The sequence below is a fragment of the Leptolyngbya sp. O-77 genome, from assembly GCF_001548395.1.
Taxonomy (GTDB): Bacteria; Cyanobacteriota; Cyanobacteriia; order Elainellales; family Elainellaceae; genus Thermoleptolyngbya.
The window spans coordinates 1,638,796-1,653,162 of the sequence record NZ_AP017367.1 but is presented as its reverse complement, the minus strand read 5'-3'; the positions used below and the strand labels follow the sequence as shown (position 1 = coordinate 1,653,162).

The 14,367-nt window shown below is 55.9% G+C and carries 18 protein-coding genes; 3 read left to right on the top strand and 15 right to left on the bottom strand.

The genetic code is table 11. The features are described from left to right. Nucleotides 1-48: 48 nt before the first annotated feature. The 9 genes from O77CONTIG1_RS26705 to O77CONTIG1_RS24275 form a co-directional block, all read right to left on the bottom strand. Nucleotides 49-372: a GDSL-type esterase/lipase family protein gene (locus O77CONTIG1_RS26705; protein ID WP_286132585.1), complete on the bottom strand. Its 324-nt coding sequence runs from the start codon at nucleotides 370-372 to the stop codon at nucleotides 49-51. Then, a complete protein-coding gene (locus O77CONTIG1_RS26700; protein ID WP_286132584.1) occupies nucleotides 363-650 on the bottom strand; it encodes a hypothetical protein in 288 nt (95 codons plus the stop codon). Before O77CONTIG1_RS26700 ends, O77CONTIG1_RS26705 begins: the two co-directional genes overlap by 10 nt. After that, nucleotides 637-1,494, bottom strand: coding sequence for an EamA family transporter RarD (gene rarD, locus O77CONTIG1_RS07075; RefSeq protein ID WP_286132583.1), 858 nt, complete (start codon nucleotides 1,492-1,494; stop codon nucleotides 637-639). Before rarD ends, O77CONTIG1_RS26700 begins: the two co-directional genes overlap by 14 nt. 290 nt (nucleotides 1,495-1,784) lie before the next feature. Further along, nucleotides 1,785-2,024, bottom strand: coding sequence for a hypothetical protein (locus O77CONTIG1_RS07070; RefSeq protein ID WP_068509252.1), 240 nt, complete (start codon nucleotides 2,022-2,024; stop codon nucleotides 1,785-1,787). Nucleotides 2,025-2,241: 217 nt separating this feature from the next. Then, nucleotides 2,242-3,918: a GUN4 domain-containing protein gene (locus O77CONTIG1_RS07065; protein ID WP_068509250.1), complete on the bottom strand. Its 1,677-nt coding sequence runs from the start codon at nucleotides 3,916-3,918 to the stop codon at nucleotides 2,242-2,244. Between the two features lie 241 nt (nucleotides 3,919-4,159). After that, complete coding sequence (surE, locus tag O77CONTIG1_RS07060; RefSeq protein ID WP_068509248.1) at nucleotides 4,160-4,846, bottom strand: 5'/3'-nucleotidase SurE; 687 nt, start codon at nucleotides 4,844-4,846, stop codon at nucleotides 4,160-4,162. Between the two features lie 24 nt (nucleotides 4,847-4,870). Next, entirely contained in the window at nucleotides 4,871-5,590 is a 720-nt protein-coding gene (locus O77CONTIG1_RS07055; RefSeq protein WP_068509246.1) for a hypothetical protein, read from the bottom strand. A 93-nt stretch (nucleotides 5,591-5,683) separates the two neighbouring features. Further along, nucleotides 5,684-6,301 (bottom strand): SRPBCC family protein, encoded by a 618-nt coding sequence (locus O77CONTIG1_RS07050; protein WP_225894708.1) that lies wholly within the window; start codon nucleotides 6,299-6,301, stop codon nucleotides 5,684-5,686. Nucleotides 6,302-6,572: 271 nt separating this feature from the next. Beyond that, nucleotides 6,573-6,734, bottom strand: a complete 162-nt coding sequence (locus O77CONTIG1_RS24275; RefSeq protein ID WP_156435018.1) for a hypothetical protein — start codon at nucleotides 6,732-6,734, stop codon at nucleotides 6,573-6,575. Between the two features lie 167 nt (nucleotides 6,735-6,901). On the opposite strand from O77CONTIG1_RS24275, the gene O77CONTIG1_RS07045 reads away from it, so the two are divergent. Continuing rightward, the gene (locus O77CONTIG1_RS07045) at nucleotides 6,902-9,031 is read left to right on the top strand and encodes a hypothetical protein (protein WP_068509242.1); all 2,130 of its coding nucleotides are present in this window, start codon (nucleotides 6,902-6,904) and stop codon (nucleotides 9,029-9,031) included. Between the two features lie 171 nt (nucleotides 9,032-9,202). On the opposite strand, the gene O77CONTIG1_RS07040 is transcribed toward O77CONTIG1_RS07045, so the two are convergent. Further along, nucleotides 9,203-9,646 carry a DUF1269 domain-containing protein gene (locus tag O77CONTIG1_RS07040; RefSeq protein WP_068509240.1) on the bottom strand — a complete coding sequence of 148 codons (444 nt, stop codon included), beginning with the start codon at nucleotides 9,644-9,646 and terminating at the stop codon, nucleotides 9,203-9,205. A gap of 181 nt (nucleotides 9,647-9,827) precedes the next feature. Here O77CONTIG1_RS07040 and O77CONTIG1_RS07035 point away from each other — a divergent pair, with 181 nt between their 5' ends. Further along, nucleotides 9,828-10,304, top strand: coding sequence for a methylmalonic aciduria and homocystinuria type D protein (locus O77CONTIG1_RS07035; protein ID WP_068509239.1), 477 nt, complete (start codon nucleotides 9,828-9,830; stop codon nucleotides 10,302-10,304). Here O77CONTIG1_RS07035 and O77CONTIG1_RS07030 read toward each other — a convergent pair. The 4 genes from O77CONTIG1_RS07030 to O77CONTIG1_RS07020 form a co-directional block, all read right to left on the bottom strand. Further along, nucleotides 10,301-10,690, bottom strand: a complete 390-nt coding sequence (locus O77CONTIG1_RS07030) for a hypothetical protein (protein ID WP_197673341.1) — start codon at nucleotides 10,688-10,690, stop codon at nucleotides 10,301-10,303. The genes O77CONTIG1_RS07035 and O77CONTIG1_RS07030 overlap by 4 nt on opposite strands. A gap of 383 nt (nucleotides 10,691-11,073) precedes the next feature. After that, the gene (rpsN, locus tag O77CONTIG1_RS07025) at nucleotides 11,074-11,376 is read right to left on the bottom strand and encodes a 30S ribosomal protein S14 (protein ID WP_068509234.1); all 303 of its coding nucleotides are present in this window, start codon (nucleotides 11,374-11,376) and stop codon (nucleotides 11,074-11,076) included. Between the two features lie 103 nt (nucleotides 11,377-11,479). Further along, complete coding sequence (locus tag O77CONTIG1_RS24270; protein ID WP_156435016.1) at nucleotides 11,480-11,671, bottom strand: hypothetical protein; 192 nt, start codon at nucleotides 11,669-11,671, stop codon at nucleotides 11,480-11,482. A 45-nt stretch (nucleotides 11,672-11,716) separates the two neighbouring features. Beyond that, entirely contained in the window at nucleotides 11,717-11,986 is a 270-nt protein-coding gene (locus O77CONTIG1_RS07020) for a hypothetical protein (protein WP_068509232.1), read from the bottom strand. A 196-nt stretch (nucleotides 11,987-12,182) separates the two neighbouring features. Here O77CONTIG1_RS07020 and O77CONTIG1_RS07015 point away from each other — a divergent pair, with 196 nt between their 5' ends. After that, the gene (locus O77CONTIG1_RS07015; protein WP_225894707.1) at nucleotides 12,183-12,866 is read left to right on the top strand and encodes a TraX family protein; all 684 of its coding nucleotides are present in this window, start codon (nucleotides 12,183-12,185) and stop codon (nucleotides 12,864-12,866) included. A gap of 116 nt (nucleotides 12,867-12,982) precedes the next feature. Here O77CONTIG1_RS07015 and O77CONTIG1_RS07010 read toward each other — a convergent pair whose 3' ends face one another. Then, nucleotides 12,983-14,365 carry a tetratricopeptide repeat protein gene (locus tag O77CONTIG1_RS07010; protein ID WP_068509229.1) on the bottom strand — a complete coding sequence of 461 codons (1,383 nt, stop codon included), beginning with the start codon at nucleotides 14,363-14,365 and terminating at the stop codon, nucleotides 12,983-12,985. Nucleotides 14,366-14,367 lie beyond the last annotated feature (2 nt).

Below are 14,367 nucleotides of genomic sequence, written 5' to 3'. Positions count from 1 at the left end.
GCAGTCTGAGTGATTTTTTTATTAAACGCTAAAAATTGATTGGCAGCACTATTCCAGCTTCCACCAGGCTGGCCAACTCAGCACCAGTTGCGCCAGTTCGGCATAGCCCGCCGCGTTGGGATGCGCGCCGTCGCCCGATCGCACTTCCGTCATCCACACGGGCGATCGCCGCAAGGGTGTGAACACGTCCAGGTAGGGAATCTCGAAGCCCTCGCAGATTTGCCGCTGATAGTTTACTAATTCAGCGATGCGCTCGTTCTGTGCCTCATCGGCGATCGCCGGAGGGCTGACCATTAGCACCGGATATTGCCGCTTGGCCACCAGCAAAATCATGCCCGTGTGCCGCAGCGAGTCCGACGTCTTTACCCGCACGCCGCCCTGCTCCCAGGTCGTATCGTTTGCCCCAAAGGAAAACACCACCCCGCCCCGTCGCAGCCCTCTGGCAGCCGCGCCATCACCTCAAACTGCCAGCGCACGCCGATGTCGGCACTGGTTTCTCGCCGCACGCCCAGGTTGTAGTAAGTCAACGGCACGCCCCGCTGGCTGGCAAACTGGCAGACGCGCCCCGTCCAGCCCAGCAGCGTCGAATCGCCCGTGCCGTTTATAAACGAGTCGCCGACAAAGCAAATGCGGAGGTCAGGATTGCTCATATTCCTGTGTTCGAGTTCTCAGCCAGGAGGTCGCGGAATAGATCAGCAGCGCCAGCCAGATGCAGCCAAAGGTGACCGCATGGGCAGATGTAAAGGGTTCGCGATAGAGAAACACGCCCAGGAGAAGCTGCAAGCTGGGCGCGAGATACTGCATGAACCCCAGCGTCGAAAGTTGCAGCCGCTTGGCCGCATTGTTGAACCACAGCAGCGGAAACGACGTGACAATGCCGCAGCCCATAAACAGCAGCATCAGCCCCAGGCTATCAGAAAAATGCCCCGCGCCCGTTACGTCGCCAAAGCTGATAAATAAGATAGCTGCCGGAGCGATCCACAACGCTTCTACCGTCAGCCCGACCACAGGCGAAACGGGGACGATCTTTCGCACAAGTCCATACAGCGCAAAGGAAAACGCCAGGAACAGAGCAATCCAGGGCACTGTACCAAGCTGCCAGATAAAATAAATCACTCCCAGTGTCGCTAATGCCACGGCCAACTGCTGCCCCCAGTGGAGCCGTTCCTTTAGCACTACAAAGCCCAGTAGCACGCTGACCAGCGGGTTAATAAAATATCCCAGACTGGTTTCCACGACGCGATCGCTGTTGACACCGTAGATATAAAGCCCCCAGTTAAACGCCAGCAGCAGTGCCGTCACCAGCAGAATGCCCAGCGTGTGGGGCGATCGCCCAATGGTCTGCAACTCTGCCCGCCGATCTTGCACGATCAGCACGCTGATTAAAAACACCGCCGACCAGAAAAAACGGTGGCTCAATACTTCCACAGAAGAAATAGAACCAAACGCTTTCCAGTAAATGGGCAGCAATCCCCACGCTGTGTAGGCTAGCAAAGCGTAGACTAGGCCTGATTTTAGCCTGGGCGAAACGGAGCCGAGAGATGGTTTTGGATTCACAAAATTCAAAGGCAAGGCTTTGGAGTAGAAATGCTTTAAGGCAAAGCTTTTGCTCATGCTAGAGCCAGGTTTTGCATTGCAAATACCACCATCTGGGCGATTTTGGGGGCAATTTATTTTGGGGGCAATTTTTAGAGCAATTTCCAGGAAGCAAATTTTCGCACTCTTCAAACAAAATTCTGGTAACCTGTCAGAGCGCTTGCGTAATCGGGATTATTGAAGGCTGGTCAGCGATCGCCCGCCTTGTTTTGTACTGAGTCGCAGTCGGAAATCCGCGTTTCTGCCTCTCGAAATGCAGCAATTTTGAGGCTACTAACGCCAATCAACAGGATGCCAACAGCACATCGGACGCAAAGCAGCCCCAGGCCGCTGCCGGGTTCAGTTCCGGCGATCGCCCAGATTCCCGATTCTCGCCCCAACCCCAACGCCAGCAGGCTCAGCCCCGTGCCGACAAACTCCCAAATCATCGATCATCTGAGTGCAGAAGAGCAGGAGCGGCGGGCTAGGGAACGTTTGGAGGCGTATTTGCGATTGCAGGGCATAGACCCCTAAAAAGCTGCCAGAATAAATGGCGCAAATCTGAATTATCGTCAGAACTTCCCGAAGAAGAACCCGTCCACGGTGTTGACTATCGACTCAAACTGCTAGAGACTGTATGAAACTTGAGAAACCAATTTCCTCAATTCAAAACTGACAGGTAGAAAGCTTTTGGATCAAATTTGAAAAACCCACTCTAAACGAAGTTTTTGGGAAGTGTCCTGCCGGAAATTCTCCTGACTTAATTGGGCGCGAATCTGAACCCCAAATTTCATTTGAATTCCAGCCAACTTGCGTGTTAAATGCGGATAGGATAGTATTTCGCTCCAGCGTTGGCGCAAGCTTTTCTATGTCTAAAAATACTCTCTTTTGGACGCTAAATCCAAACTTGCCTGCGCTATTCTGAACCCACAATCGATCGATGTCACTCAAAACCTCACACGGGACTTGATTTACATCACCTGGAACCAACGAAATCAGAGACGGCTTTCCAACATTTTGTAAAATCAGATTCACTGTTTCTTGATCGGCCGCAATCCAGTTGCCTGATCTGAGAAAACTCTCTAAAGCCTGATAACTAGAATGAGAGGGAGTGTGATTGCTAGATACATCTCGCAAGACTGCCAGGCTTAAAAAGCCCAACCCTATCAACCCTAGACAGCCTAGAGTTTTTTTGCGATTCCGAGTAGAGATACTTGTAAAAGCACGTCCAACGGATTGAATTTTTGGTGTTAGAAATCCTCTGAATCCCAGATATTGATCATGAAGCTGATCTGTCACGGCTTGGGATGCTTGTTTTGTGAATTCAGAAAGCTGTGTAGATCGACTATCTCTCAATCCATTAAACTCGCCTATAATTTGGCTTAGAGGAATTTGCGGCAATGCGAGATTGCTAATTTTTAGCCGCTTTTGTTGAATTTGATTAAGAAGATCTAATACGCTTTTATTTTGACCCTGTGCTGCTTCATTAGCTCGAATACAGAGTTGTTCAGCAAAATCTAGATTTCGTTTTGAGAAGGCCTCTTGAGCGTCTTCCTGAAGCCTTTTTACGTCTTCTAAACGGGCATATTTGGGAAATAAGATAAGGTGGGATTTTTCCAGTGGGGCAATCTTTGTGAAAGGATTTTGTGCTGGAAACTTCTTATACCATTCGCAAACGAAGGGTACACGTCTACGTAAGTGATTATTTAATCCCTCGACTGTAGCACATCTCAATTTTTCTAAATTTTCCTTTCTTGGGTTCAATGCCTCATCAAGGCAATATGTAAATACACCGTGCTGAAGCTCATCAACTTCCCACGAGACTTCTGTTGGACTGCAAGAAGAAATTGTGATCACCCCTTGCCTTGCTTCGCGACTAATTTGGCTTGCGCCCCTGTGTCCTTGGTTGCGACAGGCATCTAGAAGAAGAATTACATTATCGGCACCAGATCGGACTAATTGTTCTTGAATATAATCGACCGAAATTCCAGTTGCAGCGACGTTACTAGGATGAGTATCAACGAGCATTAAGTAATCTCGATTAGCATATTGCATCCCGTGACCTGCAAAAAAGAACCATAAGTTATCTCCAGTAGAGAGAAATGGCTCTTTGAACACTTCCAATAAGAATCCATGCAGGTAACCGTAGGATGGATAGGTGGGCAAGAGTCTGTGTCCTACGCGCTGAGGCGGAGAATCTTCTGTGAACAGACAGATTTCATCAAATTCTAATTCTTTGAATAGATTGCACATTAACTCAGCATCTTGCTTCGCATACTTTAATGGACTCAGGAACGTGCTGTATTGGTTGATGCCAACGACAATTGCCCAGTTTCTAGCCATAGCTTCAGTATTTTTTCAAGCCTTAACAATCGTTGCCCGTCTATATATTCCTGCTTGCAAGGATAAAGGAGATTTGGAGAAGATTGGCTGCATGGCACAAGTTAAAGAGCAAGCTTTCGCCATAACCACCCACGTTCTTGCAAGGCGCGTCTCGACCGATCGCTCTACTTGCAGCCTATACCAATACCGTGCCACGCCCTGTAGCCTACATCCTGGCTCAATCCAAAATCTAAAATCGCCATCATCCTTCCCACAGCCGGAGCTGCGTAATGGCGATATTGCCCGCAAAGCACACGTCCACATCTGCGCCTGTATCGCGCTGGCGCTGGTTGTAGTTGCCTGCGTAAATGAACGTGTTGCCCTCTACGCGATAATCCGTCGGCAAGGGCTGCGTACAGAGCGGGCAAAATACTAGCGTGGGGTTGGGTGCGCCCGGTTCCAGGTGGGGCAGGTTCACATTCCAAAACGTTCCCGGCAGCGTGCGAGCATTTAGCAAGCGATCCAGCACCAGCCGCACTAGGCGCGTAGACATCTCCCAGTCGATCTCCAGCCCGCGCCGCTTGTATTGTGAAAAGGCGATGCCCGGAACGCGATGCAGCGCTGCCTCGCGCACGGCTGCCACCGTCCCCGACACATAGATATCTGCGCCCAGGTTGCCACCCGCATTCACCCCCGATAGCACCAGCGATCCCTCTGGGCAGAGATGCCGCAGGGCAAGACGGGTGCAATCTGCGGGCGTGCCGCCGACGGCAAAGGCGTGGGGCGATCGCCTCTCGACCGAAATCGGGCGATCGCTCGTCACCTGGTGGCTACAGCCCGAATAGGGCTGCTGCGGCGCGACAATCACGCACTTCTGATCCAGCGCCCGCTGCAACGCCAGCAGCCCCGGTGCGTCAATCCCGTCGTCATTGGTCAACACCACCGTCATGCTTGTCTGCCCAGCCTCCAAGCCCTATCGGCCGCCAAGCCGCAGCACTTCGTCGGCCACGCCCGACTCCTGAATGCAAATGGCATAAAGCTGGAGTTCATTCAGCGGCAGGCGCGATTTTGCCTGTTCGACCGACATGCCCGGAGCCGTGCAAAACTCCCGCACCACCTGGCTATATTGCTCTGGGGTGCCCAGCAGCGTGTCGAGCGTTGTGGGGTCTTGCAGGCTGGGCAATAGCCGCGTCAGGACGGCATCGGTGAGGATGTCGGTAGATGCGGTCGCCGTGGCAGGCAGCAGTTCGCTCTGGGTAATTGCAGTTTGCACGGCCTGACGCAGCACGATTCCACCCTGGGGGCTGTTCACAAACATCCGTAGCATCTCCGGAGACACGCCCGAATTGGACTGCAAAACCGCCCGAAACCCAACCAGGCTGCTGGCCGTCAGCACGTCCGACACGGTGGCGACATAGGCAGCATAGGGAACACTGGTTGTTGACCCATCGCCACAGCGCACCGCGCCGCTGCTGGTCGGCCCGGCGGCCACATCGACCTTGCCCTGCTCCAGACAGGCTCCAATGGTGGACTGGATTTCCGGCGAAAACATTTGCCCTAGGCGTTGCAGGGCGCTGCTGCGTTGGGGCGAGGGCGGATCGGATGCAAATCCGGGTTGGAGAGCCAGACTGGGCAGCGCGAGGGCGCTCAAAACCGTCAGTGCGGGGAAAATCTTGGGAAGAGTCCAGGGCATGGTTCAGGAAGGTTGAGGAATGTCTTGGAATATTGAGGCCTGTGCGGGAACTGTTCCATATCCAACTTCCCAAACGTAGCACATGGGCTAGAGCTAGGCAGCCTGGCGATCGCCCAACGCCCCACCCCGGACATCGCCACACAGCACCCGCCGCATTTGCTGCATATTGCGCGGCAGATCGAGGCGCACGGCCTCCTGAATCAGCGGGGCTGGAATGGGGAGCGAGGGCGCGGCCTCAACGCTATAGGAAAGCAGCGTGCCAAAGCCCAGCGGCTCGATCACCAACTCCGCCAGAAAACGCTCAAAACTGCCCCGTTCCTGCTGAAAGCGAATCTGACGGCGATCGCCCTGCATCCGCTCGATCACGTTTAGATACACCTCCACCTGCACCGACAGCATCAGAAACGTCTTGCTGGCTGCCTGAAACAGCGTTTTCATTTGCGACTCAGTGCATTCGTGCAAGACTTGGCTCTGGGAGATGTCCGGGAAATACTCTACCCAGCGGGGATATTGGGTCAACTGGCTCCAGGCGCAGTCAGGCGACAGGGGCAGGTGCATCTGTGCCGTCACGCCCGTCCCCCACAGGTCAATGGGATGCGGCGTAATCAAAATCTCGCCCCGTAGTAGGCGATCGCGCTCGGCCTTGGGGAGATGCCGGAAGTCGTTTGCCGCTAGCCCAGCCATCGAGTCCGAAAAGGGAAGAGTATTCAAAAGTCTGAGCCTCCTATTGAGTCTCCTTGAGTCTCCTGGAGCCTGCTATGCTGCGCCTCCTAGCCAAACTCGAAACCCATCATGGCTCGAAAGTCTGGGGCAGAAAGCGTTTTTCTAGCAGGCAGCACACATCATTAGTAGTATGCAATGGGGATCATCAGGATTCCAGGGGGTAAACCCTGAAGATTGCAAGAAGATTTGGGCAGGTTCTCGCCCGTTGCGGTTGCAGGGACTATGGGGCGGAGCGTAGGAGGGGCGATCGCGCTTCCCCTCACTCTGGCTTGAAGTATCGCACCAAAATCCGAATCACCTCACCCTCCACAGGCAACGGCAGCGGCGGACTCCACTCGCCCGCCTGGGCAAAGTGCAGGACATGTAGCTCATGCACAATCCGATTTACGCCTGCCGGAGCGCCGCAGATCCGCAGGCGCATGGGAACCCGATCCGCTCGAAGGATATGCAGCAGCGCTGCCCTGGCCTGATACTGAATCTAATCCAGTATTCTGGCGCTAACCTGGTAAAAAAACGTTCTCAACTCCGATTTCTGTGTTACTAAGAGTAAGTCTGATTTAATGCCTCCCGCCCTGCCAGGTCAAATCGATGAGCGAGCCAAACTCTTCTCAAAACGAACAAGCCCAAAACTCGGCAAATCCGCCCTCCCCTTCAAGCTGGTTTGCGGGCTGGGCAGAGTTTTCGACGGAGCCGCCCGTAGAAGCCGCACCAGAATCCGCGCCCGCAGACCCGGACGTTCCGAATCGTGTTCATCATGTTCCGAGTAATGTTCCGACTGTTTCTAACCCTGAGGCGGCATCATCCTCGGTCGGGTCTTGGGAAGAGTGGCAGCCTGTGAATTTTCCAAACGCCATCAGCGCAGACGCGATCGAGCGGCAGTCTGTATACGGCGAGGCTGCACAGGGCGAGGCAGCGAGTCCGCAGTTGGGTCAGCCGCAGTCGGGTCAGCCGCAGCCGGGGCGATCGCATTTTATCCAGCCCCAGCGCAATACCGAATCGCGCAGTCCTAGTTCGCCCAATGCAGTGCCTCAATCAGGCCAATCAGTGCCACCGACCACGCGCCGCATTGTTCCAGAGCGCCCCAGTTGGGATGTGGTGGCTCCAGCCGTCAGCGAACCGGAGGCCGCTTCTCCCAACGTTGCCGATTTGATTAGCCTGATTCAAGAACTGAACCAGTGCAACAACGCGCTGCTGGATCGCGTGTCGATGCTGGAGGATGCCCTGGAACAGCAGCAGGCTCGTGCGGCAACGGCGATCGCCGCTGATCAGGTGCAGGCCACCATTCAGCCGTTGGAACAGCAAATTATCCAGCTTACAGAGCAACTGGAAGCGACCCAGCAACTGAGCCATCGACAGCAGGTATTGGCAGAAACCGTGACCCAGGAGCTAGCGCTGAGCCGAGAGCGGATTACGCAGCTTGAGCAAGAGAATCATCTCGCCCAGCAGCGCTACGAAGAGCAAGCGCAGCGGCTAGCTCATAGCGAAGCACTGGTACGAGACTTGCAAACGCGGCTCCAGCGGCAACAGCGCTATACGCTCCAGTTCAAGGCGGCATTGGAGCGTTGTTTGGAGGTTCCGGCAGCCCTGCTGGATGCACCCGGAGAGGCGATCGCCCAGCCCACAGCCCAGCCCTGGCAGGCCCCTGCCGCCGCCGAACTGCTCTCGGCTCCGTCGCTGTTGCCCAAAGCGGCGACGATCCGCCCGTGGTCAGCAGAATCCGCCGAATCAACAGTTCCCCCCAAACTGGTCAATGTCTTGGCTAGCCAGCCCAAAAATGCGGAGGAAACAGCGGCGTGGCTGGGTGATGTGGTTTCCGCAGATGCCCTTTTGACCAACGACGCAGAGAGGGACCGTATGTCCCTGCCAGATTCCAGCCTTGCTCAAGAAGGAATTGATCCAAACCTGATCAATGGTGAGGAAACGGAGTCTGTCGCTCCCCTGGACGAAGATGGTGATGCTGCAACCGTTACCACGAACGTCATTGCGTTTCAATTTGGATCAGGAGCAAGCCACTCCACGCTAGCGGCGGCCAGTGCGTCGCCAGCGCCAGACCCCGCGAACGCGGCTGCTTCGGAACCGCCTCCCCAAGCCAGTGCAGAACTGCGGACGGCTGAACTTTCGTCCGCTGAACTTTCGGTTGCGGACAATGTGCGCTCTCTGTTCCGAGAGTTCACCGACCTGGTAAACGAAGTCGGCAGCGCTCCCAGCACAGACCCGAATGCAGAAACAACCCTCTGGCAAGACCTGGCAAAGCTGGTGGAGGTTTCCGCCGAAGACCTGGTGCAGGCGGGGCTGATTGACCAGTTGGCGGCGCTTTCAACTGAGGCGATCGCCCCCGATGGCGAAATCCATCCCACGCAGCCCGCAGACAAACCCTTCCCAAACACGCCACCCCCCGCGCTGCATGGCGCTGAGGAATCCCAACTCCAGCCCCCGTCAGACGATTCGGTATCTCGATCTGCTGCTTCGGCACCGATTCCCCCCATGCCGCCCCGACCGGTGCCCGTACAACCCAAATTGCTGACCATGCCCTTTGAAACCCATCGCTGGGCCGCTACGGCAATAGAGTCCGCGGCTCCGGCTCGCCAAGATCGCAGCAATCCCGAAGCGACAGATCCCGAAGCCGCAGCGAATCTTGCCCCCGTGGTTTACCCCACACGCCCTGCCAGAAAGCTGTCGTCGCTGGCCGCCATCGACCTGCCCAATTTCCCTAAATAAGCTGCCTTAAATAGGCTGCGTTTCCGAAACCCGTTTTTTGACATCGATGATTTTGGATTGGCGATTTTGGATAGCCAGTCAAGCGTCTGTGGGGCTTTCGATTTTGGATTTTGGATTGGCGATTTTGGATGGTCGGTGAAGCGTCTGTGGGGCTTTCAGGGATAGAAGTCTTTATGGCATCGACTGTTTGAGCGCTTCGCGTTTGGCATCGGGCAGCGGCGTTTTGATGACGATGGGGCTGAGCGCAAACAGTTCTTCGACGACGCGATCTACAGCTTCGGCGTGAACCAGCACCAGCAGCGCAGACGAATTGGGTTGGAGTGCCTCTTCAACTCGGAGGAGGAAAGCGGGGTTAAAGATTTCCTGGGCGATCGCCAGCGAGCGATGAAACACCACTGCGCTCAGGATGCCGCCCCACAGGTCGTTGCTCAGTTCGCCCACAGGCTCCAGCAGGTCGTGGTAGGCTTTGACCCGGATTTTTCCCTGTACATTTTTGGTCACGACCACCGCATCTTCAAAATCTGCCAGATGGGCCTGCTCGCGCTTCAGCAGATCCAGCAGCGCATGGTCGGCTGCCAGCTTTTGGTCAAACACCACGACAATTAGTTCGCTCATAAGTTAGTAATTCACTTGTAGCTTGGTAGCTTGTTCTCCAGCCGTTAAAGACGCTCAGCCCGTGCCTTTGGGGGACCCGTGCAGTAGGGTGAGTGATTCGCCTAAAATGGCGTAGCCCAGCGTTCTGAATCCTAACGGGTTTGTCTGACCCTTTTGGTAAAGACGGGTTTAAGAAAGTCTTGTGCAGTATTCCATCCATCCGCCCAGCGACTATATTTTGCAGCACCAGTCGCGGCTGCTTCCTGCCTGGTCGCAGGCTATTGCGTCGGTGCTAGTGATGCTGCAACCCAGCCAGTTTGCGCTGCTAGAGCGGACGCTCGACACAGAGCAAGAAAAGGAAAAGCTGCGATCGCACTTCCTGAACCAGGGGAGGGCGATCGCCCTGGCGCTCCAGCAGCAGGGACATCTGGCAGACCTCTTCGACCCGCGCACGGGCTGGCCGATTCTCTCTGCCAGGGGCACACTGCCGCTGGACGATGTGGCCGTAGCGCGAGCGGCCCTGGGCTACTCAACGGATCGCTGCGGCAACTGTCGCGTGATTTTACATCCCCGCCTGGGGACAGCAGTCTACCCGTCTACGCTGGTGTCGTCGGCTCCAGTGGAGACGCTAGAGGCGATCGCCCAGCAGGTTCTGGGAATTGCGGCTCCACAGTGCTAGCACGAAGGAGACTCGCAACTGGGTGAATTAGTTTGCGACACCAATTCGGGAGGGGCTGGGGATTTTAACTTGCGCGAATACCACCACTCACGCTGCTCCGGCGACAGCTTGAGCCAGTACAGGGTCACCACAAACGGTTCATTGGCGTGTTCCTGACCCAGGATTTCCACCACGTAGGAGGGCGAAGAGCGAGCCCCCATATCTGGCACCAGCCGTCGCCCAATGCGCCGCCAGCTTGGTTCTTTGCCGCGCCACTCTAGCCGACAGCAGGGGTAGGGCAACTCTTCCCGGTCGAATAGGCGACAGCAGGGGCCCAGAATGCGATAGGTATAGCAACAGCCTGGACTTGAAAAGATCTGTCCAGGCTGGAGTGGATGCTGATTCAAAACTTGCGCTATGAAATCTTTGCCTAATTGGGTCTAATTGGGTCTCTAACTGGGTCTATGTCTAATTGAGTCTATGTCTAATTGAGTCTAATTAAGGTGGCCTAGCTCAAGGCTCTCCCGGATCTACGGTTAAAACCGTATAAGAGACTACAGAATGCCGTCTGATTAATAGCTAGGGCAGCGCCATGAGCTGACTCTTAGTCAGCGTTTCAGCGCTAAAGCGCCGACTACCAACCCAAGTTCTAACTGTGACATAGCATTAGAAGCTGGTGTGCAGATTGACGTGAGTTTTGCTTATCAGCGTCAAGCTAGGAGAGCCTAGCTTAGCAGCGCTGCGATCGCTATCCGTCAAGCTGAATATCCAGGAGAAACCCCAACACACCTTACCAGCTTGACTTCACCACGCCAGGGAGCAAACCCTGGTGCGCCATTTCTCGAATGACATGACGCGACAAGCCAAAGTCGCGATAATAGCCCCGAGGGCGGCCGGTCATCCAGCAGCGGTTGCGCTGGCGAGTGGGGGCGCTGTTGCGAGGAAGCTGCTGGATCTTCCGGTGAATTTCGAGCTTTTCTTGCTGCGATTCAGCCTTTGAAAATTCTTCCAAAAGGGCTTCCCGCTTAGCAGCATACTTTGCCGCTAGCCTTTCACGCCTTTTCTCACGCTCGATCATGCTCTTCTTAGCCATGAATACTCACATTCACCTTTTGATTTAGACAGCGTTCTCTATTGTAACAGCTTGAATCCCAGTCCTGCCAGAAAAATTTGAAGCAGCAAGCGATTCTGATGCCCTACTCTTCGGTAGAGGCGATCGCCGCAGGTGGTTTACTTTCGGCAGGAGCAACACTCTCGGCTGAAACCACAACAGGCGACGGAGCAACCACCGAGGGCGCACTAGACCCAGCAACAGGCGGGCTAGGCGGCGCTACAGGTTCAGGTGGCTTTTCGGACAATCCCAACTGCTTGCGGGCTGCGGCGACCACCGACTCCAGCGTCGATTTGCCCGAATCCAGCAGTTTTTGCCTGTCTCAGGGGGTCAAAAGCTGCTCTGGCAAGGGTTTTTCGGCGGTGGTTAGGTCGTTCACCCAAGCGCGGGTTTTTCGACCAGCCGCGATGGAATTCTCTAAAAACCAATCAATGCCAACCAGCGCCAGACACAACACCAACCACAAAAAGTTTCCGGTTTCCCTTAAAATTTTCCAGGATACATCCAGCGCTTCTCGATAGGTTTTTGCGGTGCTGGGTTCCGTAATCAACGTCCAGAGTTTGTTAGCCTGATCAGAAAGTTGTTTACTCATATTGTTCTAGGGGCGCATTGTCAAACCAGAAGGGTGCATTTAGGTCAAAATCAGGTTGAACTTAGGGTTTCACTATCGCTCCTCAAGTCCACGTATACACTAGCAGCCTTGTTTGAGGTTGCCTAGTAGCAAAACCCCTAATTTCCTTGCCAGACTTTCAGATTGGGGACGCTCAGGTAAATCTAGATCTAGCACTGTGTCTTCAGACCTTTCGGCACGTTTTGCAACACTGAGCAATTATCAGATCAAGCTGCTGGCAGCGGGGCTAATGGTGATTGATCATGTCGGCTACGTCTTTTTGCGTGAGACTGACTGGGAAATGCTGTGCTACGGGCTGGGTCGGCTCAGCTTTCCGCTGTTTGCGTGGCTGCTGGTGCAGGGAGAAGCTCACACGCAAAATTTTCGCCAATATGCGCTGCGGCTGCTAGGGATGGCAGTCCTGTCGCAGCCGATTTATCAGTTCACGTTTGGGATTGCGCTGTTTGAGGATTTCAACATCTTATTTACGCTGCTGCTGGGCTTGCTGTGTTTGCGGGCGGCGCGGCAGTGGCCCCGCTGGGCAGTGCTGATCTGGCTGGTGGGGGCGATCGCTGCTGAGTTGGCAAACTTTAACTACGATGCCTACGGCATTGCTTTGATCGCCCTGATCGGCAACTACAAGCCAACGCCACTGTGGTGGGCGGTGTGGTGCATTTTCACCGCTCTGACAATGCTGGTCATGCCGGGGAATCTCCAGTTTCTCGCGGGTTTTGCTGCTCCGATCTTCGCCTGTGCCAGTCATGAGCGCGGCCCCAAAGCGCGATGGTTCTACTGGTTTTATCCCGCCCACATGGGGCTGATTGGGTTGCTAGCCTTTTGGCTGAACCGTTCAGCGGGCTAGCTTTCTGTCCCTCTGGGCTCGGCGCTGCGGCGCAATCCTCCCACGCTCAAATGACTGGAGGGACGGAGGCGTTTTCCTCTGTAGGGGAGGGGAAAAATAATCCCCCACCCTTAGATTCACTGGAGGGACGACATTTCGGCGATCGCATTTCGGTAGCCCTCGGCGCGGCTCTGCTGGCGATAGAGCGCCGCAGACTGGCGCAGGTCGGCCAGTGCCCCCGTGCGATCGCCCAGTCGCCTTTTGGCAATGCCCCGGTGATAGAAACTGTCGGCATCTTGCGGATTGAGTCGGGTTGCCTGGTTGAGGTCGTTGAGGGCGCTGCGGGCATCGCCCAGCCGCAGCCGCACCGCGCCGCGCCTGCCATAGGCCTCAGCATTGTTGGGTTCGAGGGCGATCGCCTGAGTCAAATCCTGATTTGCGCCAGAGAAATCGTTCTGGGTTAGGCGAGCGGCGGCGCGGGCCATCATCAGGCTGGCACTGTCGGGCTGGCGCTCGATGGCGCGGGTATAGTCGGCGATCGCTCGCTGTGGTTCGCCCATCTGCATCAGCACATCGGCGCGGGCTTTGTAAGCGGGGGCATCGTCTGGCGACAGTGACACAGCTTGATTGAGGTCGCTCATAGCTCCGTCCATATTGCCACCTGCGGCCCGCAGCATACCGCGATTCAGGTAGGCGGCCGTATAGCCCGGATCAAGCCGAATCGCCTGGTTAAAGTCGGACAGGGCAGCGCGGCGATCGCCCAGGGTTACTGCCGCATAGCCCCGGTTGAAATAGGCCACGGCGGAGGTATTGTCTTTGGCGACGGCCTCGTTAAAGTCTCGCAGGGCCGCTTCTAGGTCGCCCTGGGCAAAGCGGGAACTGCCCCGGTTGAGGTAGGCATCGGCATAGTTCGAGCGCTGGCGGATCGCCTGGTCATAGTCGGCGATCGCCGCGTCGTGGTTGCCCTGTCGCGCCCGCACCACGCCGCGATTCAGGTAGGCTTCGGGATAATTTGCCTGGAGCGCGATGGCCTGATTCAAGGCGGCGATCGCCCCGTCGAGGTCGCCCGTTGCCGCCCGAGCCCGCCCCTGGAAGAGATATACCTCAGCCCGGTTTGGCGTAAGCTGGGCGGCCTGGTTGAAGTCGCTGAGGGCGGCGCTGGCATTGCCGACGCTGTAGTATGCCACGCCGCGATTGAAATAGACATCGGCGTAGGTAGGGTCGAGTTGCAGCGCAGCGGTGTAGTCGGCGATCGCGGGTTCAAACTGGCCCAGTCCAGCGTAGGCTGCGCCCCGCATCGCGTAGATGGCGGCGCTGGTGGGGCTAAAGCTGAGGGCCTGGGTAAAGTCGGCGATGCTGCCGCTGTAGTCGCGATTGTTGAGCTTGGCAACCCCGCTGTTGTAGGCCCGCTGTGCCGCTTGGGGCACAGTCTGGGCGATCGCCCCTGCAAATCCCAGGCTGCCAGCCCACAGCACCACCAGACCCGCAAGCAGGGAGCCGCGCACCGCCAGCCGCTGCACCA

What these genes read in the sequence shown, in the direction of transcription:
- O77CONTIG1_RS26700 (WP_286132584.1), bottom strand. Translation starts at nt 650, where the DNA reads ATGAGCAATCCTGACCTCCGCATTTGCTTTGTCGGCGACTCGTTTATA.
- O77CONTIG1_RS07070 (WP_068509252.1), bottom strand. Translation starts at nt 2,024, where the DNA reads ATGATTTGGGAGTTTGTCGGCACGGGGCTGAGCCTGCTGGCGTTGGGG.
- O77CONTIG1_RS07065 (WP_068509250.1), bottom strand. Translation starts at nt 3,918, where the DNA reads ATGGCTAGAAACTGGGCAATTGTCGTTGGCATCAACCAATACAGCACG.
- surE (WP_068509248.1), bottom strand. Translation starts at nt 4,846, where the DNA reads ATGACGGTGGTGTTGACCAATGACGACGGGATTGACGCACCGGGGCTG.
- O77CONTIG1_RS07055 (WP_068509246.1), bottom strand. Translation starts at nt 5,590, where the DNA reads ATGCCCTGGACTCTTCCCAAGATTTTCCCCGCACTGACGGTTTTGAGC.
- O77CONTIG1_RS24275 (WP_156435018.1), bottom strand. Translation starts at nt 6,734, where the DNA reads ATGCGCCTGCGGATCTGCGGCGCTCCGGCAGGCGTAAATCGGATTGTG.
- O77CONTIG1_RS07045 (WP_068509242.1), top strand. Translation starts at nt 6,902, where the DNA reads ATGAGCGAGCCAAACTCTTCTCAAAACGAACAAGCCCAAAACTCGGCA.
- O77CONTIG1_RS07040 (WP_068509240.1), bottom strand. Translation starts at nt 9,646, where the DNA reads ATGAGCGAACTAATTGTCGTGGTGTTTGACCAAAAGCTGGCAGCCGAC.
- rpsN (WP_068509234.1), bottom strand. Translation starts at nt 11,376, where the DNA reads ATGGCTAAGAAGAGCATGATCGAGCGTGAGAAAAGGCGTGAAAGGCTA.
- O77CONTIG1_RS07020 (WP_068509232.1), bottom strand. Translation starts at nt 11,986, where the DNA reads ATGAGTAAACAACTTTCTGATCAGGCTAACAAACTCTGGACGTTGATT.